Origin of the sequence: uncultured Cellulomonas sp., assembly GCF_963527515.1 — a bacterium.
Taxonomy (GTDB): domain Bacteria; phylum Actinomycetota; class Actinomycetes; order Actinomycetales; family Cellulomonadaceae; genus Cellulomonas.
On sequence record NZ_CAURTV010000042.1, the window covers coordinates 1 to 26466 of the forward strand.

At 73.0% G+C, this 26466-nt stretch carries 22 protein-coding genes; 8 read left to right on the forward strand and 14 right to left on the reverse strand.

Annotation, left to right across the window (positions count from 1 at the left end; all coding sequences use genetic code 11):
* A partial coding sequence (locus tag RYN42_RS11305; RefSeq protein ID WP_315096161.1) for a GNAT family N-acetyltransferase occupies positions 1–2024 on the reverse strand: 2024 nt, incomplete at its 3' end.
* 125 nt (positions 2025–2149) lie between these two features.
* On the opposite strand from RYN42_RS11305, the gene RYN42_RS11310 reads away from it, so the two are divergent.
* Positions 2150–4624 (forward strand): DNA topoisomerase IV subunit A, encoded by a 2475-nt coding sequence (locus RYN42_RS11310; RefSeq protein WP_315096163.1) that lies wholly within the window; start codon positions 2150–2152, stop codon positions 4622–4624.
* A 12-nt stretch (positions 4625–4636) separates the two neighbouring features.
* Here RYN42_RS11310 and RYN42_RS11315 read toward each other — a convergent pair whose 3' ends face one another.
* The 3 genes from RYN42_RS11315 to RYN42_RS11325 all read right to left on the reverse strand — a co-directional run bounded on the left by RYN42_RS11315 (position 4637) and on the right by RYN42_RS11325 (position 8702).
* Positions 4637–5377 (reverse strand): lysoplasmalogenase, encoded by a 741-nt coding sequence (locus RYN42_RS11315; RefSeq protein WP_315096201.1) that lies wholly within the window; start codon positions 5375–5377, stop codon positions 4637–4639.
* A gap of 120 nt (positions 5378–5497) precedes the next feature.
* The gene (locus RYN42_RS11320) at positions 5498–6529 is read right to left on the reverse strand and encodes a GNAT family N-acetyltransferase (RefSeq protein ID WP_315096165.1); all 1032 of its coding nucleotides are present in this window, start codon (positions 6527–6529) and stop codon (positions 5498–5500) included.
* 46 nt (positions 6530–6575) lie between these two features.
* On the reverse strand, positions 6576–8702 hold the full coding sequence (locus RYN42_RS11325; protein ID WP_315096167.1) for a DNA topoisomerase IV subunit B: 2127 nt from the start codon (positions 8700–8702) through the stop codon (positions 6576–6578).
* Between the two features lie 117 nt (positions 8703–8819).
* On the opposite strand from RYN42_RS11325, the gene RYN42_RS11330 reads away from it, so the two are divergent.
* The gene (locus RYN42_RS11330; RefSeq protein WP_399552469.1) at positions 8820–9074 is read left to right on the forward strand and encodes a hypothetical protein; all 255 of its coding nucleotides are present in this window, start codon (positions 8820–8822) and stop codon (positions 9072–9074) included.
* Positions 9075–9233: 159 nt separating this feature from the next.
* On the opposite strand, the gene RYN42_RS11335 is transcribed toward RYN42_RS11330, so the two are convergent.
* The 3 genes from RYN42_RS11335 to RYN42_RS11345 form a co-directional block, all read right to left on the reverse strand.
* Positions 9234–10811 (reverse strand): RNA polymerase sigma factor, encoded by a 1578-nt coding sequence (locus tag RYN42_RS11335; protein ID WP_315096170.1) that lies wholly within the window; start codon positions 10809–10811, stop codon positions 9234–9236.
* Positions 10812–11028: 217 nt separating this feature from the next.
* Positions 11029–11421, reverse strand: coding sequence for a universal stress protein (locus RYN42_RS11340; protein WP_315096172.1), 393 nt, complete (start codon positions 11419–11421; stop codon positions 11029–11031).
* Between the two features lie 98 nt (positions 11422–11519).
* Entirely contained in the window at positions 11520–12644 is a 1125-nt protein-coding gene (locus RYN42_RS11345; protein ID WP_315096174.1) for a DUF4192 domain-containing protein, read from the reverse strand.
* Positions 12645–12765: 121 nt separating this feature from the next.
* On the opposite strand from RYN42_RS11345, the gene RYN42_RS11350 reads away from it, so the two are divergent.
* Both RYN42_RS11350 and RYN42_RS11355 read left to right on the forward strand, forming a co-directional pair.
* Complete coding sequence (locus tag RYN42_RS11350; RefSeq protein WP_315096176.1) at positions 12766–13320, forward strand: hypothetical protein; 555 nt, start codon at positions 12766–12768, stop codon at positions 13318–13320.
* A gap of 10 nt (positions 13321–13330) precedes the next feature.
* Entirely contained in the window at positions 13331–14452 is a 1122-nt protein-coding gene (locus RYN42_RS11355; RefSeq protein ID WP_315096178.1) for a polyprenyl synthetase family protein, read from the forward strand.
* Positions 14453–14476: 24 nt separating this feature from the next.
* On the opposite strand, the gene RYN42_RS11360 is transcribed toward RYN42_RS11355, so the two are convergent.
* A complete protein-coding gene (locus RYN42_RS11360) occupies positions 14477–14890 on the reverse strand; it encodes an Rv2175c family DNA-binding protein (protein WP_315096180.1) in 414 nt (137 codons plus the stop codon).
* Positions 14891–15033: 143 nt separating this feature from the next.
* Here RYN42_RS11360 and RYN42_RS11365 point away from each other — a divergent pair, with 143 nt between their 5' ends.
* Positions 15034–16182 (forward strand): LysM peptidoglycan-binding domain-containing protein, encoded by a 1149-nt coding sequence (locus tag RYN42_RS11365; protein WP_315096181.1) that lies wholly within the window; start codon positions 15034–15036, stop codon positions 16180–16182.
* Positions 16183–16230: 48 nt separating this feature from the next.
* Positions 16231–18267, forward strand: coding sequence for a Stk1 family PASTA domain-containing Ser/Thr kinase (pknB, locus tag RYN42_RS11370; protein WP_315096183.1), 2037 nt, complete (start codon positions 16231–16233; stop codon positions 18265–18267).
* A gap of 52 nt (positions 18268–18319) precedes the next feature.
* Here the strand turns inward: pknB and RYN42_RS11375 are convergent, their stop codons facing one another.
* The 3 genes from RYN42_RS11375 to RYN42_RS11385 form a co-directional block, all read right to left on the reverse strand.
* On the reverse strand, positions 18320–19672 hold the full coding sequence (locus tag RYN42_RS11375) for a class II 3-deoxy-7-phosphoheptulonate synthase (RefSeq protein WP_315096185.1): 1353 nt from the start codon (positions 19670–19672) through the stop codon (positions 18320–18322).
* Positions 19669–20889, reverse strand: a complete 1221-nt coding sequence (locus RYN42_RS11380; RefSeq protein ID WP_315096187.1) for a pyrophosphate--fructose-6-phosphate 1-phosphotransferase — start codon at positions 20887–20889, stop codon at positions 19669–19671. Before RYN42_RS11380 ends, RYN42_RS11375 begins: the two co-directional genes overlap by 4 nt.
* A gap of 79 nt (positions 20890–20968) precedes the next feature.
* Positions 20969–21769, reverse strand: coding sequence for a lysophospholipid acyltransferase family protein (locus RYN42_RS11385; RefSeq protein WP_315096189.1), 801 nt, complete (start codon positions 21767–21769; stop codon positions 20969–20971).
* 107 nt (positions 21770–21876) lie between these two features.
* Here RYN42_RS11385 and RYN42_RS11390 point away from each other — a divergent pair, with 107 nt between their 5' ends.
* Positions 21877–22521 carry a hypothetical protein gene (locus RYN42_RS11390; protein WP_315096191.1) on the forward strand — a complete coding sequence of 215 codons (645 nt, stop codon included), beginning with the start codon at positions 21877–21879 and terminating at the stop codon, positions 22519–22521.
* Positions 22522–22556: 35 nt separating this feature from the next.
* On the opposite strand, the gene RYN42_RS11395 is transcribed toward RYN42_RS11390, so the two are convergent.
* Positions 22557–23504: an ROK family glucokinase gene (locus RYN42_RS11395; protein WP_315096193.1), complete on the reverse strand. Its 948-nt coding sequence runs from the start codon at positions 23502–23504 to the stop codon at positions 22557–22559.
* A gap of 209 nt (positions 23505–23713) precedes the next feature.
* Here RYN42_RS11395 and RYN42_RS11400 point away from each other — a divergent pair, with 209 nt between their 5' ends.
* Positions 23714–25528, forward strand: coding sequence for an AMP-dependent synthetase/ligase (locus tag RYN42_RS11400; RefSeq protein WP_315096195.1), 1815 nt, complete (start codon positions 23714–23716; stop codon positions 25526–25528).
* A 3-nt stretch (positions 25529–25531) separates the two neighbouring features.
* On the opposite strand, the gene RYN42_RS11405 is transcribed toward RYN42_RS11400, so the two are convergent.
* Both RYN42_RS11405 and RYN42_RS11410 read right to left on the reverse strand, forming a co-directional pair.
* Positions 25532–25759, reverse strand: a complete 228-nt coding sequence (locus RYN42_RS11405) for a hypothetical protein (protein ID WP_315096197.1) — start codon at positions 25757–25759, stop codon at positions 25532–25534.
* A gap of 38 nt (positions 25760–25797) precedes the next feature.
* On the reverse strand, positions 25798–26466 hold a 669-nt coding region (locus RYN42_RS11410; protein WP_315096199.1), incomplete at its 5' end, for an NYN domain-containing protein.

Below are 26466 nucleotides of genomic sequence, written 5' to 3' on the forward strand. Positions count from 1 at the left end.
GCGGCGAGCCAGCCCGCGACGAGCCGTCGGGCGGCCCGGGTGTCGGCGCCCTCCGGGTGCAGGGGGCGGCCCCGGTCGCTGTCCCGCCACCCCGCGTAGCGGGCGGCGTGCCCGAGCGCGACCGCGGCGTCCTCGGGGGTGCTGTAGGCGGGGACGGTCCACTCCTTGCCGTCGTCGTCGGCGGCCGTGAGCTGCGGCGTGATGCCGTGCAGGTCGTAGATGCACGCCACGGTCGTGCGCCGCGAACGTGCGGCGGCCCGGGCGACCGCCTCCGGCAGCACCTCGTCCGGTTCCCCCACCATGGGGATCCGGACCACGACCGCGACGTCGCTGTCCGGGTCGGCGTACAGCGCGTCGACGGCCGCACCGACCTGGTCCGGTGACGCGTCCTCCGGCAGCAGCTGGACGTGCCCGCTGACCACCAGGCCGGCGGCTGCGGCGGCCTCGGCGACGAGGGCCGCGACGGAGGCGGAGCTGGCCAGGATCGCGGTCCGTCGACCGGTCGGCAGCGGCTGGTGCGCGAGCACCTGCGCGACGTCGAGCATCTGGTGGGTGTTCTCCACCCGCACCACACCGGACTGCCGCAGCATCTCGGCCAGGGTGCGCGGCGGCGCGTGCGTCGGGCGGACCGCGTGGCCGGGCGGGACCACCTGCCCGGACCGTCCGGCGGTCACGACGATCACCGGCTTGGTCAGCGACAGCCGCCGGGCCACGCGGGAGAACTTGCGGGGGTTGCCCAACGACTCCAGGTAGAGGCCGACGACGTCGGTGCGGTCGTCGTCCGCCCAGAACTGCATGAGGTCGTTGCCCGAGACGTCGGCCCGGTGCCCCGCGGACACGAACTGCGACAGGCCGATACCCCGGCGCCGGACCCCGGCCAGCAGCGCGACGGAGAGCGGGGCGGACTGGCAGAACAGCCCGACGCGACCGGCTGCGGGGGGCGTCCGCGCGAGCGAGGCGTTGAGCTGAAGGCCCCCGTCGCGCGCCGAGAGGATGCCGTAGGAACCCGGTCCCACCACGCGCATCCCGGCCCCGTGCGCGGCCCGCAGCAGCGCGCGCTGGCGGTCCAGGCCGTCCGGCCCCTCCTCGGCGAACCCCGCGCTGAGCAGCACCACGCCGTGCACGCCCAGCCGTGCGAGTCCGCGGACGACGTCCGTCGCCTGGTCGGCGGGGACGGCGACGACGGCCAGCTCGGCGCTGCCGGGCACGTCCGCGAGCCGCGCGTGCACGGGCAGGGCCGGGTCACCGGGCACCCCCACGGCGTGCACCACGACCGACGGGTCCGCCACGAGGAGGTCGGCGAGCACCCGCGACGCCAGGCGGCCGGCGAACGTCTCCCCCGCGTCCACCCCGGGGCCGACGACGACGACCGAACCGGCGTTCAGCAGCCCCCGCATCGACCGCGCCTCGGCTCGGTGCTCACGGTCGGCCATCACGGCCAGCGACCGGTCCGTCGGGTCGATGCCGAACCCGACCGCGACGATCCCGTCCTCGGTGCGCTGCCGCACCTCGTACCCCGCGTCCTTGAACACGGAGATCATGCGCCCGTTCTGCGGCAGCACCTCGGCGACGAACCGGCGGACCCCGCGCTCGCGGGCCGCTGCGGCGAGGTGCTCGAGCAGCACGGAGCCCAGGCCGCGTCCCTGGTGGGCGTCGGCGATGTTGAACGCCACCTCCGCCTCGTCGGTGCCGATGCGGTCGTACCGCGCGACGCCGATGATCTGGTCGGCGGCGTCGGGCTCGGCCCCGGTCAAGACCGCCACGAGGGCGACCCGGTCGACGTGGTCGACGTTCACCAGCCGCTCGAGGTCCCGGTCCGACAGCCGGTCGAGCGGCGCGAAGAACCGCATGTACGTCGACCTCTCGGACTGGCCGACGTGGAACGCCTGCAGCGCGTCGGCGTCGTCGGGACGCAGGGGCCGCACGTGCGTGGTCGACCCGTCGTGCAGCACCACGTCGGCCTCCCACGTGGACGGGTACGCGCGACCCGGTCTCGGGGGGCCGTCAGCCGTGACGTCTGCCATGAGCGTCACGGTAGTGCGGCCGGCCGTCCCGCGGGGCCTCGGACCAGCGCGCCGCGTGCCGTCCCACCGCCGCGACGGTCCACAATGGTCGCCGCACCGCCGTCCGGACCCGAGGAGCAGCACCCATGGCGCGTCGCCCTGCGACCCCCGACCTCCCGCCCGAGGACCTCGTCGAGCGCATCGTCGACATCGACGTCGCGACCGAGATGGAGGGCTCGTTCCTCGAGTACGCCTACTCCGTCATCTACTCGCGCGCCCTGCCCGACGCCCGTGACGGGCTCAAGCCCGTGCAGCGCCGGATCCTCTACCAGATGTCGGACATGGGACTGCGCCCGGACCGGCCGTACGTGAAGTCCGCGCGTGTGGTCGGCGAGGTCATGGGCAAGCTCCACCCGCACGGCGACACGGCGATCTACGACGCGATGGTGCGCCTGGCCCAGCCGTTCTCCCTGCGCCTGCCCCTGGTGGACGGCCACGGCAACTTCGGCTCGCTGGACGACGGCCCGGCCGCCCCCCGGTACACCGAGGCGCGCATGGCGCCGGCCGCGCTCGCCATGACGACCGGGCTCGACGAGGACGTCGTCGACCTCGTGCCCAACTACGACAACAAGCTCACCCAGCCCGAGGTGCTCCCCGCCGCCATCCCGAACCTGCTGGTCAACGGCGCGGCCGGCATCGCGGTGGGCATGGCGACCAACATGGCGCCGCACAACCTGGTGGAGGTGGTCGCCGCCGCACGTCACCTGGTGCTGCACCCGGAAGCCACCCTCGAGGACCTCCTGCGCTTCGTGCCGGGTCCCGACCTGCCGTCCGGCGGCAAGATCGTCGGCCTGGAGGGTGTCCGGGAGGCCTACCGCACCGGACGCGGCGCCTTCCGCACGCGCGCCACGGCCCGGATCGAGAACGTCACGGCCAAGCGCAAGGGCATCGTCATCACCGAGCTGCCGTACACGGTGGGCCCGGAGAAGGTGATCGAGAAGATCAAGGAGGGTGTCCAGAGCAAGAAGCTCTCAGGCATCTCCGACGCCATCGACCTCACCGACCGGTCGCACGGCCTGCGCCTGGTCATCGAGATCAAGACCGGCTTCCACCCCGAGGCCGTGCTGGAGCAGCTCTACCGCTACACCCCGCTCGAGGACTCCTTCTCCATCAACAACGTCGCCCTGGTGGACGGTCAGCCGCGCACGCTGGGCCTGCGCGAGCTGCTGGTGGTCTGGGTCGAGCACCGGATCGTCGTGGTCCGCCGCCGGTCGCAGTTCCGGCTGGCCAAGCGGCTGGAGCGGCTCCACCTGGTGGAGGGCCTGCTGGTCGCGATCCTCGACATCGACGAGGTCATCCAGGTCATCCGGACGTCCGACGACGCCGACACCGCGCGCGCCCGGCTGCGCAGCGTCTTCGACCTGTCCGAGCCCCAGGCCGAGTACATCCTCGAGCTGCGCCTGCGCCGGCTCACCAGGTTCTCCCGCATCGAGCTCGAGAAGGAGCAGCAGCAGCTGGCCGAGGAGATCGCGGAGCTGCGCGAGATCCTGGCCGACGAGGCCCGGCTGCGCGCCCTGGTCTCGCTGGAGATGGCCGAGGTGGCCGCCACCTACGGCACTCCCCGCCGCACGATCCTGCTCGAGTCGGCCGGGGGCACGTCGATCACCGGCGCTCCCGCGGCACGAGGCGCGGCGGCGCCGCTCGAGATCGCGGACACCCCCTGCTGGGTGCTGATGTCGGGCACCGGCCTGCTCGCCCGCACCGCGTCGGACGACCTGCCCGCGCGCGTCGAGGGCGGCCGCCGCGCCAAGCACGACGTCGTGTCCGCGACCGTCGCGACGACCGCGCGCGCCGAGATCGGCGTGGTCACGTCGCAGGGCCGGATCGTGCGCGTCTCGGTGCTGGACCTGCCCGCGCTCCCGCCGACCGACGGCACGCCCACGCTCTCGGGCGGCGTCCCCCTCGGCGAGGTGGTGACCCTGCTGCCGCGCGAGCGCGTGGTCGGCCTCGCCTCGCTGGCGACCGACGCACCGACGCTCGCGATCGCCACGGCGCAGGGCACCGTGAAGCGCGTGACCTCCGGCGACGTGCCGGGCAACCGGGACGCGTGGGAGGCGATCGCGCTGAGGGACGGCGACGAGGTGGTCGGTGCCGCGGCCGTGTCCGACACGGACGAGCTCGTCCTGCTGGCCTCCGACGCCTCCCTGCTGCACTTCCCCGCGTCGGCCGTCCGGCCGCAGGGGCGCGCCGCCGGGGGCATGGCGGGCATCAAGCTGGCCGCCGGGCACCGGGTGGTCGCGTTCGGCGCCGTCGCGGCCGACGCGGTGGACCGCGCGGTCGTCGTGACCGTGGCCGGTGCGTCCGGGGCGCTCCCGGGCACCCAGGCCGGGTCCGCGAAGGTCACCCCGTTCGAGGTCTACCCCGGCAAGGGTCGCGCGACCGGTGGTGTGCGGTCGCACCGGTTCCTCCGCAACGAGGACACGCTCCTGCTCGGCTGGGTCGGCGCCGCGCCGGCCTGGGCCACCGGGTCCGCCGGCCAGCCGGTCGAGCTGCCCCCGGTCGATCCTCGTCGGGACATGTCCGGCACCGCGCTGGCGGCACCGGTGCACGCCGTCGGCTGACCGGCGGCGCCGTCAGACCAGGGCGACGACGTTGTCCGGGACCGGCGGGCGCTGGACGTTGCTGCGGACGGCGGTCCGCGGTTGCGGGGCGTGCCGCTCGGCCGCGCTCCGGCGCACCACGGCGGCGGCGAGCAGGCCCTGCCCGACCGTGTAGGTGAGCATCACCCAGAACCCCTGCCCGGCGAGGTCCCAGGCCGGCACGAACTGCTCGAGCGCGATCAGGGCGTCGCTCGCCAGGAACACCGCGCCGCCGACCGCCGCGATCCGGCCCAGCCCGGTGGACAGGATCGCCATCGCGGTGAGCATGCCGCCGTACACGCAGACCGGCACCAGGAGGCGCCCGGCGCCCGGTGCGCACGCGGCGACCAGGGCGGCGAGCACCGCGGCGTACGGCAGGACGAGCAGCGGGTGCCGGTGCACCACGGACCGGCGGACCGCGGGCGCGAACGCCACGACGTAGGCCACCTGCGCGAGCAGGAAGAACCCGACCATGACGAGGAAGGCCGCGCCGTCGCCGACCAGCGACGGGACCAGGTCACCGAGCCACGAGAACCCGAGCGCCACGAGCACCCAACTCACCAGGTGCCCGCGCGGCCACCGCGTGGCGGTCAGCACGACCGCGGCGAGGGCCGGCATGAGGGTCCACTGGCTCACCTGCTCGAGCACGCCCGCACCGGCCAGCTGGGCGACCAGGTGCACGAGCACGAGCACGACGAGCACCGCGACCCACGCGCGCGCGGCCCTGGACAGCATGCGTCCCACGATGACCTCCTCGAAGCCGGACGCCCTCGTCCGACGACAGAAACGGCCGGACGTCGTCGTCCCGCCGCGCCGATGCTAACGCGGCGGGGCGCTGCGTCACGTCGTGACGGTTCAGAGCTCGATGCTCAACATCGTCGAGCTGTGGAACACGGCGTACCCCAGGCCCTCGTACAGCCGGTGCGCGCCGGACTGGTTGGCGGTGTCGACGCCGAGCTCGGCCATGTCCATCCCGTCGGCGCGGTAGGCCGCCATCACCGTCGCGAGCAGCGCCGGGGCGAGCCGTCGGCCGCGCCATGCGCGCCGCACGCCGAGGAGGTCGGTGTAGCCGGCCTTGTAGCCGATCACGGGCCAGTCGTGCTCGTACCGCCCCGACAGCAGGTACCCCGCCACCTCACCCGTCGCGTCGTCCACGGCCACGAAGCTCCACGCCGGGGCGAACATGCTGCGGCCCTGCACCCACTCCTCGGCGGTGCGCGGCTCACTCCCCCAGTGGTCCGCGAACGTCTCGTTGTGCGCGCGCCGCACCTGGTCGTCCAGCTCGGTGGTCCACGGCGCGATGCTCAGCCCGTCGGGGACGTCGACCGGGGGCAGCGCGACGTCCAGCGGGCGCCGCATCTCCGCGTAGAACCGCACCGGGGTGAAGCCGCTGGCACGGGCGAGCCGGATCGTAGCCTCGGCCTCGTCCTGCGTGAACACCGCGAGCCTGCCCGGCAGCTCCTTGCCCGACGCCGCCAACAGCTGCCGCCCGCGAGCCGTCTCCCAGGCGAGCAGCTCGCGCCCGATCCCCCGCCCGCGCCACAGCGGGTCGACCGCACCGTCGAGGAACGCCCGGACCACCCGCGCGTCCCCCGGGGGCTGGTTCACCCGCGCGTAGGCGCGGATCACGCCGTCGGCGTCGACCCCCGCCAGCGTGTCGCGGGCGTGGTCCTTCCAGTCGCCGTCGAACTCGTCCTCGACCTCCTCCGCCGACGTCCGGAACGGGGCGGCGTCGGCCTCCTCCACCACGGTGAGCAGCCGCGTGAGCGCGGGCACGTCGGCACGCGTGAGCGCCCGCCAGGTGAGCCCGAACGTGTCGGAAGGCAGCGGGAGCTCGGCGGGAGCGGCGGCGCGCTCGGCGATGGGCGCGAGGTCGGTCGTGGTCACGGCATCCACGATCCCCGCCCGCCGGCCCTTCGGGCAACCGGTTTGCTCAGGCGTCGATGCGGCTGCGGTCCAGGCCCTCGGCACCGGCGACGATGAAGTCCTTGCGCGGGGCGACGTCGGACCCCATGAGCAGCTCGAAGATCTCCTCGGCCCGCTGGGCACCCTCGACGGTCACCCGGCGCAATGTGCGGTGCCGGGGGTCCATCGTCGTCTCCGCCAGCTGGTCGGCGTCCATCTCGCCCAGACCCTTGTAGCGCTGGATGTCGTCCTTGTACCGCTTGCCGGCGCGGTCGAGCTTCTTCAGCGTCGCCGCCAGCTCGGCCTCGGAGTACGTGTAGACGTACTCGTTCTTGCGCCCGCCGCCCCCGATGACCTCGATGCGGTGCAGCGGCGGCACGGCGGCGAAGACCCGACCGGCCTCGACCAGCGGACGCATGTACCGGAACAGCAGGGTGAGCAGCAGGGTCCGGATGTGCGCACCGTCGACGTCGGCGTCGGTCATCAACACGATCTTCCCGTACCGCGCGGCCTCGAGGTCGAACGAGCGGCCCGACCCGGCGCCGACCACCTGGATGATCGCGGCGCACTCGGCGTTCTTCAGCATGTCCGTGATGGACGCCTTCTGGACGTTCAGGATCTTGCCGCGGATGGGCAGCAGCGCCTGGAAGTCGGAGCTGCGCGCCAGCTTGGCGGTGCCGAGCGCGCTGTCACCCTCCACGATGAACAGCTCGCTGCGCCCGACGTCGTCGCTGCGGCAGTCGGCCAGCTTGGCGGGCAGCGAGGACGTCTCCAGGGCGTTCTTGCGCCGGGAGATCTCCTTCTGCTTGCGCGCGGACAACCGGGCGCGCATCTCCCCGACCACCTTGTCCAGCAGCAGGGAGGAGTGCGCCTTGTGGTCACGCTTGGGTGAGGTGAAGATCGCGCCGAGCTCGGTGTCGATCACCTTGGCGACGATCGCGCGGACCGGCCCGGTGCCCAGCACCTCCTTGGTCTGCCCCTCGAACTGCGGCTCGGCCAGCCGGACGGTGACCACGGCGGTCATGCCCGCCAGCACGTCCTCCTTCTCGATCCGCTCCGAGGTGTCCCGGGCGGAGATCTTCAGCCGCCGCGCGTTGGCGTCGACCGCCTTGCGCAGGGTGCGCAGCAGCCCGGCCTCGAAGCCGGCCAGGTGCGTGCCGCCCTTGGGCGTGGAGATGATGTTGACGAAGCTGCGGACCTCGGTCTCGTACCCCGTGCCCCAGCGCATGGCGACGTCGACCTCGCAGGTCCGGGACACCTCCTGCGCGGTCATGTGCCCGCGGTCGTCGAGCACCGGGACCGTCTCGGTGAACGTGCCGGACCCCGTGAGGTGCCAGGTGTCGGTGACGGCGGTGTCCGGTGCCAGGTGGTCGACGAAGTCCACGACGCCGCCGCTGTGCAGGAACGTCTCCTCGTGCGGCCCGTCGGCGCCCGGCGTCCCCGGGATGCCGCGCTCGTCGCGCACGGTCAGCGTGAGGCCGGGCACCAGGAAGCTGGTCTGGCGGGCGCGGGTGACCAGCTCGTCGTAGGCGAAGACGGCCGTCTTGGGGAAGATCTGCGGGTCGGCCCAGTACCGCACGCGGGTGCCGGTGCGTGCCTTGGCGACCTTGCCGCCCACCTCGAGCTCGGAGCCGGAGACGAACGGCTCGAACGGGTTGTCCGGGCCGATGCCCGCGCGGTCGTCGAACGTGCCGGGCTCGCCGCGGTGGAACGTCATGCGGTGCGTCCGACCGCCACGGTCCACCTCGACGTCGAGGCGGGCGGACAGGGCGTTGACCACCGACGCACCCACGCCGTGCAGGCCGCCGGAGGCACCGTAGGAGCCGCCCCCGAACTTGCCACCCGCGTGCAGCTTGGTGAACACGACCTCGACGCCGGTCAGCCCGGTCTTCGGCTCGATGTCCACGGGGATGCCGCGGGCGTTGTCCCGCACCTCGACGGAGGAGTCCGCGTGCAGCACGACCTCGATGCGGTCGCCGTGCCCGCCCAGGGCCTCGTCGACCGAGTTGTCGATGATCTCCCAGAGGCAGTGCATGAGGCCGCGGCTGTCCGTGGTGCCGATGTACATGCCGGGGCGCTTGCGTACCGCCTCGAGCCCCTCCAGCACCGACAGGTGCCGGGCGGTGTAGCCGGACTGCGAAGAGGTCGTCGTCACGGGGCGATGGTAGTCGTCGGGTCCCACCGTCCGGCCGCACCGTGCCGCAGGGCACGGGCGTGTTGCGGGCCGGTTACGGTCCACTACGCGGTGAGCGAACCACCCGCCCCCGGTGCGATGGATCCGGGATCGAGATGGTTGTATGGGTCTGTGAACGGGACCATGACGCATCCACTGACCGCGGCCGATCGCTGCGACCGCTGCGGCGCCCAGGCCTATGTCCGAGTTGTCCTCCCCGTGGGAGAGCTGCTCTTCTGCGCGCACCACGCACGCGAGCACGCCCCCAAGTTCGCCGAGCTGGCGACCCACGTGCAGGACGAGACCGACCGTCTGCTGGCGGAGCACGGAGCAGGCGCCGGCGCCGCGAGCTGACGGCGGCGGACCGACACCCGACCTACGACGAGGCCCGGACCTGATGGTCCGGGCCTCGTCGCGTCACGCCAGGTTGGTCATCACCCACGGTGGGCCACGACTGTCAGAACGACAGAACCCCGCCCCACCGGAGTGGGACGGGGTTCTGCTCGGGAGCGGTCAGTCCAGGTAGTCGCGCAGCACCTGCGAGCGCGACGGGTGCCGGAGCTTCGACATGGTCTTGGACTCGATCTGCCGGATGCGCTCGCGCGTCACGCCGTAGACCTTGCCGATCTCGTCGAGCGTCTTCGGCTGGCCGTCGGTCAGCCCGAAGCGCATCGAGACCACGCCGGCCTCGCGCTCGGACAGGGTGTCGAGCACCTGGTGCAGCTGCTCCTGCAGGAGGGTGAAGCTCACGGCGTCCGCGGGGACGACGGCCTCGGAGTCCTCGATGAGGTCACCGAACTCGCTGTCACCGTCCTCGCCAAGCGGCGTGTGCAGCGAGATGGGCTCGCGACCGTACTTCTGGACCTCGACGACCTTCTCCGGGGTCATGTCGAGCTCCTTGGCGAGCTCCTCCGGCGTGGGCTCGCGGCCCAGGTCCTGGAGCATCTGCCGCTGGACGCGGGCGAGCTTGTTGATGACCTCGACCATGTGCACCGGGATGCGGATGGTGCGGGCCTGGTCGGCCATGGCGCGCGTGATGGCCTGCCGGATCCACCAGGTGGCGTACGTCGAGAACTTGTAGCCCTTGGTGTAGTCGAACTTCTCGACCGCGCGGATCAGACCGAGGTTGCCCTCCTGGATCAGGTCCAGGAACAGCATGCCGCGGCCGGTGTAGCGCTTGGCCAGGGAGACGACGAGACGCAGGTTGGCCTCGAGCAGGTGGTTCTTGGCCCGGCGACCGTCGTTGGCGATCCACTCGAGCTCTCGCTTGATCTTGGGCTCCATGGTGATGCCCGCGTTCAGCCGCTCCTCGGCGAACAGGCCGGCCTCGATCCGCTTGGCAAGGTCCACCTCCTGCTCGGCGTTCAGCAGCGCGACCTTGCCGATCTGCTTGAGGTAGTCCTTGACCGGGTCGGCGGTCGCGCCGGCGGTCACCACCTGCTGGGCGGGAGCGTCGTCGTCGTCCGCGTCGGAGTAGACGAAGCCGCTGTCCTCGCTCTCCTCCTCCTTGGCGGCGGGCTTCTTCTCGCCGTCCTCGGTGTCCTCGTCGTCGCTCTCCGTGGCGTCCTCGACGACCTCGACGACCTCCACGGGCTCGACGACGACCTCCTCGATGGCCTCGATGTCGGGCTCGTCACCCTCCACGACCTCGATGTCGACGTCGTCCGCGACTGCGGTCTTGGTGCCGGCGGCCGCCTTCGCGGCGGCGGCCTTGGTGACTGGCTTGGCGGCTGCGGTCTTCGCGGGTGCGGTCTTCGCGGCTGCCGTCTTGGCCCGGGTGGCGGGCTTGGCCGGGGCGGCAGCACCCTCCTCCGGAGTCACGACGGCCTTGGTCGACGGGCGCGCCTTGGCGCTCGTCGCGGCGACGGCTCGGGCGGGGGCGGCGGGCTCGCGCACGCCGATGCCGGCGGTGGACAGGCCGCGGACGACGGCGCGAAGACGCTTGGCGTCCTGGACGTCCGCCTGCTCGCACGCGCTGCGCAGCTCCTCGGCTCCCACGGTGCCGTGGGTGCGCCCGCGCAGGACGAGGTCCTGGAGGGCAGGGTGCTCGAACTCACGCGGAAGAGCGGGATGCGGGGTCTGGGACGACACGAACGACCTTTCGGCAGCGCGACACCCGGAACGGGGCCGGGAAGTAGATGGATATTGTACCGACCCCACGGGCCGCTCGCCGCTACCACGGGCGCGACAACTCCTCCGTCAGCGACGGCGAGAGGGGGATCATGGTGTCCAACGAACGGCGCGGGCCAGAGATTCCCGCTTCCGCGCACGCTCGGCGGGTTTCGCCGACTGAGACGCGGGCCGCCCGTCAGGCGGTCGGCTTCACGGTGAGCACCGGGCACGGTGCGTCGAACAGGACACGCTGCGCGTTGGCGCCGAGGATGAGCTTGCCGACGGGGCTGCGGCGGCGCAGACCCAGGACCACCAGCTGCGCCCCGACCTCCTCCGCCGTCGCGATGAGGTCGTCGGCCACGTCACCCCCGGTCCGCAGCCTCACCTCGTGCTCGACGTCGCCGGACGCCAGCTCCGCGCGGACGCGGTCGAGCTCCTCCTCGAGGGCGCGACGCTGCTCCTCCGGCTCGTCGGGCCGTGCGCTCACCACGACCACGACGCCGGTGTGGCGCTGCCGCGCCTCCTCGATCGCCGCCGCGAGAGCCGCCCGACCTTCCGGAGTGGCCAGATAGCCGACCACGATGCCCATCGGTCCTCCCCTCGTCACGCGCGGCAACACCGCCGTGTCCGTGACGCTACCGGAGCGGGCGGGCCGGGACGACCGCTCCGGCCGGATCTCCTCGCAGGTCAGTCGGCGTGCCGCACCCAGCCGGGCGGGATCGCGGCACCCAGGGCGTCGTCCAGCAGCTCGGCGAGCCGGTAGCCCGGTTCGGCGTCGAGCGCGCCGTCGAGCAGGATGCGGGACCGCGCCCCGTCCCCGCGCCACCACGCCAGCAGCGCGAGCAGGGTCAACGCCGGCGCCTGCGCCCCGGTCCTGCCCCGGGCGACCACCTCCTCGAGGACGGCCTCGTGCACGGCCGTCGCGCGCACCGGTGGGACCACCCCCCGGCGCGGGTCGATGATCATGCCCATCGCGACCCCGAGCGCCGCGTCGACCTCCGCCGAGGGGTACGCGTGCCGGACGCAGCGCTCGGGCAGGTCACCCGTCCCCGGTACGAGGGCGACCAGCACCCCGTCCCGGACGCGGCGGTCCGCCAGACCCGCCTCCAGCCGTCCCCACGGCGCTCCCCCGGGACGAGCCCCGTCGTCCTCGACCAGCCGGACCGCGGCGCGCCAGGCCGCCAGGGAGTCCTCGCGCCACCGGGACACCGCGTCGGGACCGCGCGAGAGGGCGTCCTCCCACCGGCTCTCCCAGCGGCGACGGACCCGTGCCGCCGACCGCCGGACGTCGGCGGACCGGGGGCGGATCCGGGCGATGTCCTCCCGCGAGTCGGCGACCGCGGAACCGGCCAGCACCAGCGTGGCACCTACCTGCGTGGAGTCCAGGTCGCGCAGGGGCCGGCCGCCGGGCGGGCAGCAGTCGTCCGTGCAGTCGAGGGCGAGGTAGCCCTCCGCGGTGACCACCCAGACCTGCACCTCGCCGAGGGACTCCCCCGCGGCCTCGCGGAAGTGCCGCGCGGCGACGTGCGCCGGCCCGTCCTCACCACGCGGGTCGTGCTCCGTGTAGAGCACGAGGATGCCGCGTCTCGCCACGTCCCTGCCCAGGTGGGCGACGAGCGTCCGAGCCAGCACCGGCCCGTCGGCCTCGTCGGCGAGATGGGGAAGGTCGACGCGGACCACCAGCCCGACGGCGCCCCGCGGCGCGCGCAGGCTGACGGCCACCGCGCTGTCCCGAGGACGGAACCCGAGCCGGTGCGGGACGAGGGCGAGGATCTCCCGGGGTTCGCTCACCCGGAGCGTCGTGGTCTGCATGGCGGCAGCCCATCTGATCCGCGGCCTCACGGACGGCGTGCGGGCGCATGTGTGCACAGAGCCCCCGGTCGGCGGGGGTGTGGGCGTCTCGCGCGCCGGCGGGGGCGGCTAGCCTGTCGCGGTGCCCCGACCCGTCCACCTCTCGGCGCGCGCCCGACCAGGCCTCGTCGCCGCCGCGCTCGTGCTGGCCGCCGGTGCGACCGCTGGGGCGTGCTCGACCAGCGCGCCCGGCCGGCTGGACCCCACCGGCACAGCCGTCGCCACGGTCGCCCCGGCGCCCGCGCCGACCGAGACGCTGCTGCCGGACGACACGGTGGCCACGCACTCGGCCGTCGGTGAGCTCGTCGACGGGTTCCCCGCGGACCTCGTCCCCGTCCCCGACGGCGCCGAGGTCCTGCTGTCGTCGGCCCTGCCGGTCGACGGCACCGACCTGACCCAGGTGAGCCTGAACCTGCGCACCGGCCAGGACGCCGCCGGTCTGCTGGCCGCCGTCCGGGCGCCGTTGGTCGCCGCAGGGTTCACCGAGGGGACGCCCCCCGTGCCGGAGCCGGGGCTCGCCGCGCAGTCGACGTTCTCCCGCGGCGACGGCTCCGAGCTGCTCGTGGTCGGCATCCTCGACCGCGACGACGAGCGCACCCTCACCCTCGGCGGGCGGGTCCGGACGGCCGCGCCGTAGGCTGCCCGGCGTGAGCGCAGCGACACCCTCTCTGGTCGACGTCGAGGACGTCCGGCCCCGCATCGACGCGCTGCTGGCCACGCACGTGCGGCAGCTGCGCACCGTGCTCGACGCGGCGAGCCCCGACGCGGACGTGCTCGCCGACGCCGTGGCCCAGATGCTCACCGGCGGGAAGCGGCTGCGCGCGGCGTTCTGCTACTGGTCATGGCGTGCGCACGGCGGTGTACCGGGCACGCCGGAGGCGGACTCCGTGCTGCGCGTCGGTGCCGCCCTCGAGCTCTTCCAGGCGGCCGCGCTGTTCCACGACGACGTCATGGACGACTCCGACACGCGCCGCGGGTTCCCGGCCGCCCACCGGGCGTTCGCGCGGCTGCACGCCGAGCAGGAGCTCACCGGCGACCCGGAGCGCTACGGGATGTCGGCCGCCATCCTGCTGGGCGACCTCACCCTCATCGCGAGCGAGCAGGAGTTCGCCGGGGCGCTCGCCCTGCAGCCGCTGCCCCGCGCCCAGGGCGCCCGGGCTGTCTTCGACCTCATGCGGACCGAGGTCACGGTCGGGCAGTACCTGGACGTGCTCGCCCAGGCGCTCCCCTGGGGCGACGACCCCGCTGCCGACGAGGTCCGGGCGCGCGAGGTGATCCGCGCGAAGGCGGCCCGGTACAGCGTGGAGCACCCGATCGTGCTCGGTGCCGCGCTCGCCGACGCCGGGGAGGACGACCTGGAGGCGTGCCGCACGCTCGGTCTGCCTCTCGGCGAAGCCTTCCAGCTCCGCGACGACCTGCTCGGGGTCTTCGGCGACCCCCGGACCACCGGCAAGCCCGCCGGCGACGACCTGCGCGAGGGCAAGCGGACCGTCCTCACGGCACGCGCGGTCGCCCGGGCTCGCGCCGCGTCCGACGACGTGACCGGGAAGCTCCTGCGCGACAGGCTCGGGGACCGCTCGCTGACCGAGGCCGACGTCGACCTCCTCGCGGCTGCCATCCGGCACACGGGCGCCCCGGACGACGTCGAGACGCTCATCGAGGCGCTGGCCGGCCGGGCGTTCACCCTGATGGACCAGCGCTCGTGGCACGAGCCCGCGCGGTCGCAGCTGATCGGGCTGGCGCACGCGGCGGTCGACCGCCGAGCCTGACCCAGCGTGACCCAGCCTGACCAGTCAGAGCTCGGCGGCCGCCAGGCGTCGGATCTCCGTCTTGCGGCCGGCGCGCAAGGCGTCGATCGGCGTCCCCGGCAGCGCGTCCTGCGGCGTGAAGAGCCACTCGATCGCGGCCTCGTCGGAGAACCCGGCGTCGGACAGCACGGTCAGGGTGCCCTGCAGGGACGCCAGGACGGTCCACGGCTGTCCCGCGTCGGGCTGGCTCGGTTGCGCCGGGTTGGCGAGGTGTCCCGGGACCAGGAAGGCGGCGGGGACGCAGAAGATCCGCGGGTCGCCGCGGCGGACGCCGACGATGCGGCGCTCCTGCACGATCCGACGGACCTTGGACGCATCGAGGCCGAGCCGGTCGGCCACATCAGGGACGGTGAGCCACTCGTCGACCAGCCGGTCGAGGGCATCTGCAGAATCGTTCACCCGACCAGAGTACGCATCCCTGAATTACACCCGCGCAATTCCCTCGCGCGCTTTCCCCTTGTGACTTCTTCAGATACGTTCGAATTCTGTCACTCCAGTCACACGGGCACCACCCGTCACTTTCGCACCATGAGGTAGGCACCATGTCCCAGCACGCCACCGCTCGTCGAGTCGCCACCGGGACCGGCGCGACCCTCGCGCTGGCCGTCGTCGGCGTGACCGCCACCGGGGGTGCCGCGCACGCGGACGACGCCTACACGGTCCGCACCGGGGACACCGTGAGCCACATCGCCGCCCGGACGGGCACGACGGTGACCGCCATCGCCCGTGCCAACGCGCTGGCGGACGCCTCTCGCATCCGTATCGGCCAGGTCCTGAGCATCCCTCGCGGTGCAGCGGCAGCGACCCCCGCTGCACCGGTCGCGGCGCCGGCACCCGCCTCCGCGTCGTACACGGTCGCCTCCGGGGACACCGTCAGCCGCATCGCGGCGAGGTCGGGCACCACCGTGCAGGCGATCGTCGCGGCCAACGGGCTCGACGCCCGCGCCTTCATCCGCGTCGGCCAGACGCTCACCATCCCTGGCTCGGGGTCCCCCGCGGCTGCTCCTGCCCCGGCCGCCGCCGCTCAGGCTGCCGGCTCGGTCTCCCACACGGTCCGCTCCGGTGAGACCGTCAGCTCCATCGCCGCCAAGCACGGTGCCACGGTCGCGGCAGTCGTCGCGGCCAACGGTCTGGACGCCCGCGCGTTCATCCGGATCGGCCAGACGCTCACCGTCCCGGTGGCCGTCGCGGCCCCGGCGGCTGCCACGGTCGGCAACACGTTCGCCGGTCGCACCTACGCCGACTCGGTGGTCGCGGCAGCGAACGCCAACCTCACCACGCTGCGCAGCACGCCGACACCGACCAAGGCGCAGATGCAGGCCAAGGTCGCCGCCACGGCGCGCGCCATGGGCGTCGACCCGGCGCTGGCCCAGGCGGTGGCCTTCCAGGAGTCGGGGTTCGCGCATGCCGTGGTCTCCCCCGCCAACGCCATCGGCACGATGCAGGTCATCCCCACCTCGGGCCAGTGGGCGTCGGACCTGGTGGGCCGTCAGCTCAACCTCGTGGACCCGGACGACAACGTGACGGCGGGCGTCGCCATCCTGCGTTCCCTCGTCGGCAACGCCCCGGACCTGCCCACCGCGATCGCCGGCTACTACCAGGGTGCGTCGTCGGTGAAGAAGAACGGCATGTTCGCGGACACGCGGCGCTACGTCGCCAACGTGCAGACCCACATGACGCGCTTCCGCTGAGGTCGCGCCTGCCGCGCTCGCGGGGCTCCCGACCGTAGACTCCCTGCCGTGGGAGCCACCATCACCGATCCGTTCGTCGGCCGTCTGGTCGACAGCCGGTACGAGGTCGTGTCCCGCATCGCCCGCGGGGGCATGGCCACCGTGTACCTGGCCGTCGACCGACGTCTGGACCGCGACGTCGCGCTCAAGGTGATGCACGCGCACCTGGCGGAGGGCACCTCCGGGTCGGACTTCATCGCGCGGTTCCGCCGCGAGGCGCGCACCGCCGCCCGCCTGACGCACCCCGGCCTGGTCGGCGTGTACGACCAGGGCGTCGACGGCGAGACCAGCTACCTGACGATGGAGTACATCGACGGCTGCAACCTGCGCCGCCACATCGGTGAGCGCGGCGCCCTGACCGTCGCCGACGCGCTGCGCATCGGCGAGAGCGTGCTCGACGCGCTGGCCGCCGCCCACCGGGTCGGCCTGGTGCACCGGGACATCAAGCCCGAGAACGTCCTGCTGGCGTCCGACGGACGTGTGAAGCTCGCGGACTTCGGGCTGGCGCGTGCGGTCACCGAGGTCACCTCCACGACCACCGGCACGGTGCTCGGCACGGTCGCCTACCTGGCCCCGGAGCTGGTCACCCGCGGGCTGAGCGACGCCCGCACCGACGTGTACGCAATCGGCATCCTGCTCTTCGAGATGCTCACCGGCCGGCAACCGTTCACTGGCGAGACGCCCATCCAGGTCGCCTTCCAGCACGTCAACAACGACGTCCCTGCACCCTCCGAGCTGGTCGACTGGCTCCCCATGGAGATCGACGACGCCGTCCGCGCGCTCGCCGCCCGGGACCCTGACGACCGCCCGGTCGACGCCGCCGCCGCCCTTGCCCTCCTGCGCCGCACGCGCGCGGCCCTGGACGAGGAGACGCTCGCGCGGCACGCCGACGTCGCCCCCTCGATCGTGCTGCCCACGGCGACGGACCCGGACGAGACCGACCTGGACGCGGGGATCGACGAGGACGGGTCCGACGGGGCCGACGACGCCCTGCGCCTCGACGAGTCGTCGCCCACCGACCAGGACGAGACCGCCCTCATCGAGACGGGCGACGCCCGCGGCACCACCGTCGCGCTGCCCATCGGGCTCGGCGTGGCCGCCGAGCTGCTCACCGGCCGTCCGCCCGAGCCGAGCCGCAGGCGTCACCCCGTCCGCTGGATCATCCTGCTCGCCGTGCTGGCCGCGCTGGTCGGCGGTGGCACCTGGTGGTACCTGCAGCAGGGGCCGGGTGCCTTCACGACGGTCCCGACGATCATCGGGCAGAGCGAGGACGAGGCGACGGCGATCCTCGCGCGGGCAGGCCTCGGCGCCGACCCGACGTCCGCCTTCGACGGCGAGGCGCCGATCGGCACCGTCTTCGGCACCGATCCCGCGCAGGGGGAGCGCATCCGCAAGGACGGCACGGTCGCGTTCACGGTGTCCCTGGGTCCCGACTACGTGCAGGTGCCCGACGGCGTCGTGGGCAAGCTGCAGGCCGAGGCCGAGGGTGCACTGACCGCGGCCGGTCTCCAGGTGACGTACGCCGAGGCGGAGTACAGCGACTCGGTGCTCAACGCGCTGGTCATCAGCGCCACCCTGCCCGGCGGCGCCCCCGCCGAGCCCGGGGCGCAGGCGGTACGGAACGACACGGTCACGCTCACCGTCTCGAAGGGCCCGGCTCCGGTCGCGATCACCTCGGTGGTCGGGATGACGGTCGCGGACGCGACCGCGGAGCTCGAGACGGACCGCCTCACGCTCGCCCCGACCGAGGTCTTCAGCGACACGGTGCCTGCGGGGCAGATCGTCGACCAGAACCCGGCGGCGGGGACCGAGGGCCACCGTGGCGACACCATCGCGGTCAACGTCTCCAAGGGCCCGGAGAACGTCGAGATGCCCAACGTGGTCAGCAAGCAGTTCGACGCCGCCAAGGCCCAGCTCGAGAAGCTGGGGCTGACCGTCAAGCGCGAGAACGTGCTCGGTGGCTTCTTCGGCACCGTCCGCGAGCAGAGCGCGCCCGCCGGTCAGCCCGTGAAGGTGGGCACCGAGATCGTCCTGACCGTCGTCTGAGACGACGCGGCCCGACACCGCACGCAGCGGGACCGGGCACGCCATCCACGACTCAGGACGCGCGGAGCAGCTCCACCACCTGGAACGCCATCTCCAGCGACTGCTGGTGGTTCAGGCGCGGGTCGACGAGCGTCTCGTACCGGCGCGCCAGGCCCTCGTCGTCGATCTCCTCGGACCCGCCCAGCACCTCGGTGACGTCGTCGCCGGTGAGCTCGATGTGCAGCCCGCCGGGCACGGTGCCGAGGCCGCGGTGCACCTCGAAGAAGCCGGCCACCTCGTCCATGACGTCGGAGAACCGGCGCGTCTTGTAGCCGGAGGCCGACGTGATCCCGTTGCCGTGCATCGGGTCGCAGACCCAGGTCACCGGACGACCGTCGGCGGTCACCTTCTCCACCAGCGCGGGCAGCAGGTCACGGACCTTGCCGGCCCCCATGCGGGTGATGAACGTGATCCGACCAGGCTCGCCCTGCGGGTTCAGCTTGTCGATGAGCGCGAGCGCGTCGTCGCCGGTGGTCGTCGGTCCCAGCTTGATGCCCAGCGGGTTCTGCACGCGGGAGAAGTAGTCCACGTGCGCGCCGCCCAGCTGCCGGGTGCGCTCACCGATCCACACGAAGTGCGCGGAGCAGTCGTAGGGCAGCCCGGTGCGCGAGTCGATCCGCGTGAGCGGGCGCTCGTAGTCGAGCAGCAGGCCCTCGTGGCTGGAGAAGAAGTCGACGGACCGCAGGGCGTCGAAGTCGGCACCGCAGGCCGCCATGAACCGGATGGCCCGGTCGATCTCCGCCGCGATCTCCTCGTAGCGCGAGTACGACGGGTTGGTCATGAAGCCGCGGTTCCACTCGTGCACGCGCAGCAGCGACGCGAAGCCGCCGGTGGTGAACGCGCGGATGAGGTTCAGCGTCGACGCGGACGTGTGGTACGCCTCGAGCAGGCGCTGCGGGTCCGGGGTGCGGGCCTCGAGCGTGAACTCGTGGTCGTTGATGATGTCCCCACGGAAGGCCGGCAGCGTGACGCCGTCCCGGGTCTCCGAGTCCGAGCTGCGGGGCTTGGCGTACTGCCCGGCCATCCGGCCCATCTTGATGACCGGCAGGCTGGCGCCGTACGTGAGCACGACGGCCATCTGCAGGATCGTCTTGATCTTGTTGCGGATGTTGTCCGCCGTCGCGGTGCTGAACGTCTCCGCGCAGTCACCGCCCTGGAGCAGGAACGCCTCGCCACGGCCGGCCGCCGCGAGCTGTGCCCGCAGGTGGTCGGCCTCACCCGCGAAGACGAGCGGCGGCAGAGTGGACAGTCGGGCGGTGACCGCGTCGAGAGCGGCAGCGTCCGGCCACTGGGGCTGCTGGAGCGCCCCCATGGACCGCCAGGCCTCGAGCCCCGCGACGATCTGCGGGTCCGCCTCGACGCTCACGAGTGGCTCGCAGGGACCAAGGGCTGGCCGATGTCCTCGAGCAGGGCGCCGAACCAGGGCTGCGACACGTCGAACGCCTTGCCGCCGGCGATGCGGGGGAACTCGATGGCGCGCAGCACGTCACCCTGCTCCTCGTCGTGACCGATGACGCCGGACTCGCCGCGCAGCGCGGACTCCACGGCCAGGTCCGTCATGGACTTGATCAGGCGCAGGTCCTCGGCGTTCGCCGCGGCGGCGCGCGAGTAGTAGCCGGACTTCTGCACCATGGTCTTCTCGGCGCCCAGCTTCTCGCCGAACTGCTTGGCGAACCACTGGCCCGGGTTGACGGTGTCGAGCTTGACGTGACCGAACGGGTCGCGCTCGACCGGCGTGCCGGCCGCCTCGAGCTGCTCGACGATCTCGTGCATGCCGGCGCCCTCGGACAGGAAGATGTTGACGTTGCCCTGCTCGTCCATGATCGCCTTGAGGCGCGCGGCCTCGGCGTCGATGTCCAGCGCCAGCTCGGGCACGAAGACGGCGTGGATGTCCCAGCGCTCGCGCGTGAGGCCGATGCCGGGCACCCACTCCTGCGTGTCGAGCCACTTGCGGTACTCGGCCGCGGCTGCAGCGGTGAGCCACCCGCAGTGCCGGCCCATGACCTCGTGCACGATGAGCATGCGCGGGCCCGAGCGGTGCTCGCCGATGATGTTGGCCGCGAACCCGGCGGCCTCCTCGGCGGCGGTCCAGGCCCCGAGCGACTGCTTGATGGGCACCACGTCGTTGTCGATCGTCTTGGGCAGGCCGACGACGGTCAGGTCGTAGTCGTTCTCGTGCAGGTACGCGGCAAGGTCGGCAGCCGTCGTGTTGGTGTCGTCGCCACCGATGGTGTGCAGCACGTCGACGCCGTCGGCCTTGAGCTGCTCGGCCGCCACCTGCAGCGGGTCCTGACCCTCCTGGACCAGGCCGCGCTTCACGCAGTCCTTGGCGTTGGTGAGCTTGACCCGCGAGTTGCCGATGGGCGATCCCCCGAAGCGGTGCAGGATGCCGGCCTTCGCGCGCGTCTCGTCGTCGATGACGATCTTGTCGCCGCGCAGGAGGCCGTAGTACCCGTGCTGGTACGCGATGATCTCGATGTCGGGAGCGATCTCCGTGTACCGCTCGATGAGCCCGCCGACGGCGGACGACAGGCACGGGGCGAAGCCACCTGCGGTCAGGAGGGCAACGCGACGAACCGACATGAGACACACCTCTCGTAGACACTCCTCGGCGCGCTCGATCTGTCGGCGCACCACGTTGCCGGCCCTGTGGCCGACCGCGTCATCCTACTGACGTCTCCGGCTCGTCCTGCGGCGGTACCGGCACCTGGACGTCCGGCACGGGGCGTCCGCCGGGTGCGGCCGGCAGGTGGTCCGCGACGTCGCCGGCGACGGCCGGGTGGCCGGTGGCGATGCGCGCCTTCTGGGTGGCCGCGTAGACGTCGACGTACTCCTGGCCGGACAGGCTCATGATCGCGTACATGATCTCGTCGGTGACCGAGCGCAGGATGAACCGGTCGTTCTCCATGCCCTTGTACCGGCTGAAGTCGAGCGGCTCACCGATGACGGTGCCGATGCGCATGACCTTCGGGACGCGTCGCCCGGGGGGCTGCGCCTCGTCGGTGCCGACCATGGCGACCGGGATCACCGGCGCACCGGACTCCAGCGCCAGCCGCGCGATGCCCGTCTTGCCGCGGTACAGCCGGCCGTCGGGGCTGCGGGTGCCCTCGGGGTAGATGCCGAACAGCTCGCCGTCCGCCAGCCGGCGCAGGCCGGTGCGCAGAGCGGCCTCGCTCGCCTTGCCGCCGCCGCGGTCGACCGGGATGGTGCCGACGCCGCGCATGAATCCCGCGGTCAGGCGCCCCTTGACCCCGGCGCCGGTGAAGTACTCCTGCTTGCCGATGAACACGATCTCGCGGTCGAGCACGAGCGGCAGGAAGAACGAGTCGATCACCGCGAGGTGGTTGCTCGCCAGGATCGCGGCACCCTCCTGGGGCACGTTCTCGGCGCCGCGCACCCACGGCCGGTAGACCAGGTGCAGCAGCGGACCGACGAACACCCGCTTCATCAACCAGTAGAACAACAGTTCACCTCTCGACCCGACACATGGACTGTCCGTCCACCCGAGCCCTGTGCTCGTCCCCGAGCGCGGGCGACCCCGACTGCCCGGTCCGACTCTAGAGTGCTCTTATGGCACCTCGCCCCGACGACCCCGACGACGGCGTCCAGCCGCCTGGTCCGGACGTCCCGCCGACCGGACCCGCCGAGCCCGGCGAGGCGCCCGAGGTGCAGCCCGATCATGCCGCACCCGCGCAGCCGACGGACGACGACGTCTGGGCGGCGATCGTCGCGGAGCTGGGCGACCTCGACGGGTTCGACGGCATTCGAGAGCAGGAGGAGCCGGAGGTCGTGCCGCCGGCCGCCGCGAGCGCCGAGCCGAGCGCCGGGCTGGCCTTCCCGGTGGCACCGTGGATCGCCGACCGGCGTGTGGTCCGGCCGGCGCAGGAGCCGTCCGTCGAGCCCGAGCTGACCGGCCGGGACTGGGACGGCACCTCGCAGATCGACGACGCGGAGGCGGCGGTCGACGCCGACGAGCACTTCGTGCCACCGGACCCGGGACCTGTCCTCGGGGGCGACCCGTTGCTCACCATGGCGTGGTTCGCGGCCGCTGGGGTGCCGGTCTTCCTGCTCGTCGTCCTCGTGGCGTGGCGGGACGCTCCCCCGTTGCTGCTCCAGGTCGCGGCGGCCGTCTTCGTGATCGGCGTAGCACTGCTGGTGTGGCGCATGCCGCACCGCAGGGACCCGGACGACGACGACACGGGCGCCGTCGTCTGACGGGAGCCGGCGTACGCGGTGCTCGGCACCCGTCGTCAGATGCGTGCGAGGTCGGCGGCGCCGACCATGCCGGCGTCGTTGCCCATCGACGCCACGACGATCGGGGCCTCGGGGCGGTGCCCCCGGCCGGACAGCTGGGCCGCGAACCCGTTGCGCGCCGAGGCCAGCAGCAGGTCCCCCGCGTCGGCCACGCCGCCCCCGACGACGATGAGCGCGGGGTCGAGCAGCGCGGTCACCGACGCGGCACCCTCGCCGACCCAGCGCCCCAGCTCGGCCAGCAGCTCCATGGCCAGCGGGTCGCCCTCCTGCGCCGCCTGCGTGACCTGCGGGCCGGTCAGCTTGTCGGCGTCACCGCCGGCGAGCTCGAGCAGCCGGGCTGCGCGCTCGGGCTGGATGATCACGGTGGCCTGGGCGTCGCGCACCAGCGCGCTGCCGGAGGCGTACTGCTCCCAGCACCCCTCGTGGCCGCAGCCGCAGTAGTGACCGCCGGGCACCACGCGCATGTGCCCGATCTCGGCCGCGACGCCCCACGCACCGCGCACGAGCTTGCCGTTGGACACCACGGCTCCCCCGAGACCGGTGCCGACGGTCAGCATGAGCATGTCGTCGACGTCGCGGGCCGCGCCGAACCGGAACTCGGCCCAGCCGGCCGCGTTGGCGTCGTTCTCGACGACGATCACGACCTTGTCGTCCTGCAGGATCGACTGGACCTTCTGGCGCAGCGGGTAGTCGCGCCACGCGATGTTCGGCGCGAAGAGCACGGAGGACCGGTCCGCGGAGACGAAGCCCGCGGCGGCCACGCCGACGGCGCTCACCTCGTACGAGCCGCTGAGCTCGAGATAGACCTCCGCGATCGCCCGGTCGATGCCCGCGACGTCGTCGGGGGACGTCTCGCGGCGCGTCTTGGCAAGGATCGTGCCGTCCTCGTCGACGACGCCCGCCGCGATCTTCGTCCCGCCGATGTCCACACCGATGGCGTGCATGTTCGTGTGTGCTCCTACGCGCTCGTACCGTGCTCGCGACCGTCCGGTGCGGGCTCCCACGCTATCCGCCTGCGCCGCCCCGGGCTCACGAGTCCAGGGACGCGGAGGTCGGGTCCGCCGCAGAGCGTACCCATTCGGGCCCTGCCCCAGGTGGGCCCCACGTCCCGTATCCTCAGGGCACACTTCGCCCCCCTGTCACTGGAGCCAGCATGGACGAGTTCCACATCCCGTTGCGCGTCGAGGTCGACTCCTCGAAGAACCTCAACGACCTCTTGGCCGAGCGCGTCGTCGGCACCCCCGACCGCGTGGTCGTCGAGCACAAGACCCAGCAGGACGGTCCGTGGATCCCGCTGACCGCGCGGGAGTTCGACGCCGAGATCGTGGCCGTCGCCAAGGGGCTCGCGGCGCGGGGCGTCCAGCCCGGTGACCACGTCGGGATCATGTCCCGGACGCGCTACGAGTGGTCGCTGCTCGACTGGGCCGTCTGGGCGGCGGGCGCGATCCCGGTCCCCCTGTACGAGACCTCGTCCGCCGAGCAGGTCCTGTGGATCCTCACCGACGCCGACGTCTCGCTGCTCGTGGTCGAGACGGCCGCGCACGCCGCGGTCGTCGACGAGGTGCGCGCCGCGGCCCCGAGCCTGCGCGAGGTGCTGGTCCTGGACGACGGCGCCATCGACACGATCGTCACCAGCGGTGTCAGCACGCCGGACGACGAGATCGCCCGTCGGCGGGGCCTCGCGGTGCTCGACGACGTCGCCACCGTCATCTACACCTCGGGCACCACCGGCCGGCCGAAGGGCGTCGAGCTCACGCACGGCAACTTCTACCTGCTCACCGTGAACGCGGTCGCGGACATCCACGAGGTGTTCAGCGAGGAGGGCCCGCGCACCCTGCTGTTCATGCCGCTCGCGCACGTCTTCGCCCGGTTCATCGAGGTGCTGTGCATCCCGGCCGGCGCCGTCCTCGGTCACAGCCCGAGCACGGTCACCCTGCTCGAGGACCTCGCCTCCTTCCGGCCGACGTTCATCCTCGCGGTCCCCCGCGTGTTCGAGAAGGTCTACAACTCGGCCGAGCAGAAGGCCGCCGCGTCCGGCAAGGGCTCGATCTTCCAGCGGGCGGCCAAGACGTCGATCGTCTACTCGCGCGCGCTGGACAACCCGCGCGGGCCGAGCCCGTGGTTGCGCCTGCAGCACAAGGTGGCGGACGTCCTCGTCCTGCACCGCCTGCGCAACGCCCTCGGCGGTCAGGCGCGGTGGGCCGTCTCGGGCGGTGCCCCGCTCGGTGAGCGTCTCGGCCACTTCTACCGCGGCCTCGGCCTCAACGTGCTCGAGGGTTACGGGCTGACCGAGACCACGGCGCCCGCGACCGTGAACCGTCCCGGCCGCGGTACGAAGATCGGCACCGTCGGTCTGCCCCTCTCGGGCAGCGGCGTCCGGATCGCCGCGGACGGCGAGGTCGAGCTCCAGGGCATCCAGGTGTTCCGCGGCTACCACAACAACGAGGCGGCCACCGCGGAGGCCATGCACGACGGCTGGTTCCGCACCGGCGATCTCGGCTCCCTGGACGATGAGGGGTACCTGAGGATCACCGGGCGCAAGAAGGAGATCATCGTCACGGCCGGCGGGAAGAACGTGGCGCCCGCGGTGCTCGAGGACCGCATCCGTGCGCACCCGCTCATCAGCCAGGTCGTCGTCGTCGGCGACCAGCGCCCCTTCATCGGCGCGCTCATCACCCTCGACCCCGAGGGCGTCCCCGGCTGGCTGTCCGCCCACGGCAAGCCGGCGATGACGCTCGCGGAGGCGGCCAAGGACGCCGACGTCCTGGCGTCGCTGGACAAGGCGGTCGAGAAGGCGAACAAGGCTGTGTCCCGCGCGGAGTCGGTGCGCAAGTACCGGATCCTGGAGTCGGACCTGACCATCGCCAACGGCTACCTCACGCCAAAGCTGAGCATCCGTCGCAACGAGGTGCTCAAGGACTACGCGGGCGAGATCGACGCGCTCTACGAGGGACCCGCGCAGGACTGACGCTCACACCGCGCGCACCAGACGCAGGGGCGGGACGAGACCCGATGCCGCGAGCACGCCGATGGCGTGCTGCTCCGCCGCATCGAGCTCGACCGCCCCTGCGGCTGTCCCGGCCGCACTGACCGGCACAGGCTCCGGGGCGGGCGCCCGCACCGGGATCGTCAGGAACGTCACGACGCAGTCCGCGCAGGCAGCCCCGCGCTGGGTGCAGGTGTGGCAGTCGATGATCATGTCGCGGACGCTAGCGACGGCCACCCACACCCGGTTCCTCAGGCGTGCTGCAGGCGCGCGACGAGCGTGCTGGACGGCACGACCCACGCCCCGGTGGCCTCCACGTCGCGCGCGACCTCCTGGTCGCTGGTGACGACGACGAGCACCCGGCCCGGCGGCTCCGCGTCGACGAGCCGTCGGATGAGGTCGTCGGCGATCTCCCCCACGGCGAACAGGACGCGCACGCCGCGCGCGTACCCCCCGGGCGGGTGCTGCTGGCCCTCCTGCCCGTCGAAGCAGCACGTGACCTCGGCACCCGACCGGGCGGCGAGACCGGCCAGCCCGTCCACGAGCCGGCGACGCTGGTCCGCCAGGGACAGCTCGGGAAACCCGGACTTGGTCACGTTGTAGCCGTCGACCACCAGGTGCGCCCACGGCTGGCGCAGCAGCTCGTCCAGGAGCAGCGGGTCGCTGACGGACCGCCCCCGCGAGCTGGGCCGCGCGGGCGCACGGTCCGCGGTCGGTCCCACGAGGTCGGCCGGCAGGTCGGCGACGGGCGGCAGGGCGAGCTCGGAGCGCAGGCCGCTGGCGGCGTCGACGATGGTGTCGAGGAGCAGACGGACGCGGGCGTCGGCGAGCTTGCGCGCGGCCCGCAGCTCGGCGCGGGCGGAGGTGCGCTCGGCCTGTGCGGACCGTCGCTCGTCGAGGGCCTGGCGCAGGTCGTCGCC

Bases quoted from the DNA above. Each gene is read 5' to 3' on its own strand.
- RYN42_RS11310 (WP_315096163.1), top strand. From the start codon at position 2,150: ATGGCGCGTCGCCCTGCGACCCCCGACCTCCCGCCCGAGGACCTCGTC.
- RYN42_RS11315 (WP_315096201.1), bottom strand. From the start codon at position 5,377: ATGCTGTCCAGGGCCGCGCGCGCGTGGGTCGCGGTGCTCGTCGTGCTC.
- RYN42_RS11330 (WP_399552469.1), top strand. From the start codon at position 8,820: ATGGATCCGGGATCGAGATGGTTGTATGGGTCTGTGAACGGGACCATG.
- RYN42_RS11340 (WP_315096172.1), bottom strand. From the start codon at position 11,421: ATGGGCATCGTGGTCGGCTATCTGGCCACTCCGGAAGGTCGGGCGGCT.
- RYN42_RS11345 (WP_315096174.1), bottom strand. From the start codon at position 12,644: ATGCAGACCACGACGCTCCGGGTGAGCGAACCCCGGGAGATCCTCGCC.
- RYN42_RS11365 (WP_315096181.1), top strand. From the start codon at position 15,034: ATGTCCCAGCACGCCACCGCTCGTCGAGTCGCCACCGGGACCGGCGCG.
- RYN42_RS11380 (WP_315096187.1), bottom strand. From the start codon at position 20,889: ATGTCGGTTCGTCGCGTTGCCCTCCTGACCGCAGGTGGCTTCGCCCCG.
- RYN42_RS11390 (WP_315096191.1), top strand. From the start codon at position 21,877: ATGGCACCTCGCCCCGACGACCCCGACGACGGCGTCCAGCCGCCTGGT.
- RYN42_RS11395 (WP_315096193.1), bottom strand. From the start codon at position 23,504: ATGCACGCCATCGGTGTGGACATCGGCGGGACGAAGATCGCGGCGGGC.
- RYN42_RS11400 (WP_315096195.1), top strand. From the start codon at position 23,714: ATGGACGAGTTCCACATCCCGTTGCGCGTCGAGGTCGACTCCTCGAAG.
- RYN42_RS11405 (WP_315096197.1), bottom strand. From the start codon at position 25,759: ATGATCATCGACTGCCACACCTGCACCCAGCGCGGGGCTGCCTGCGCG.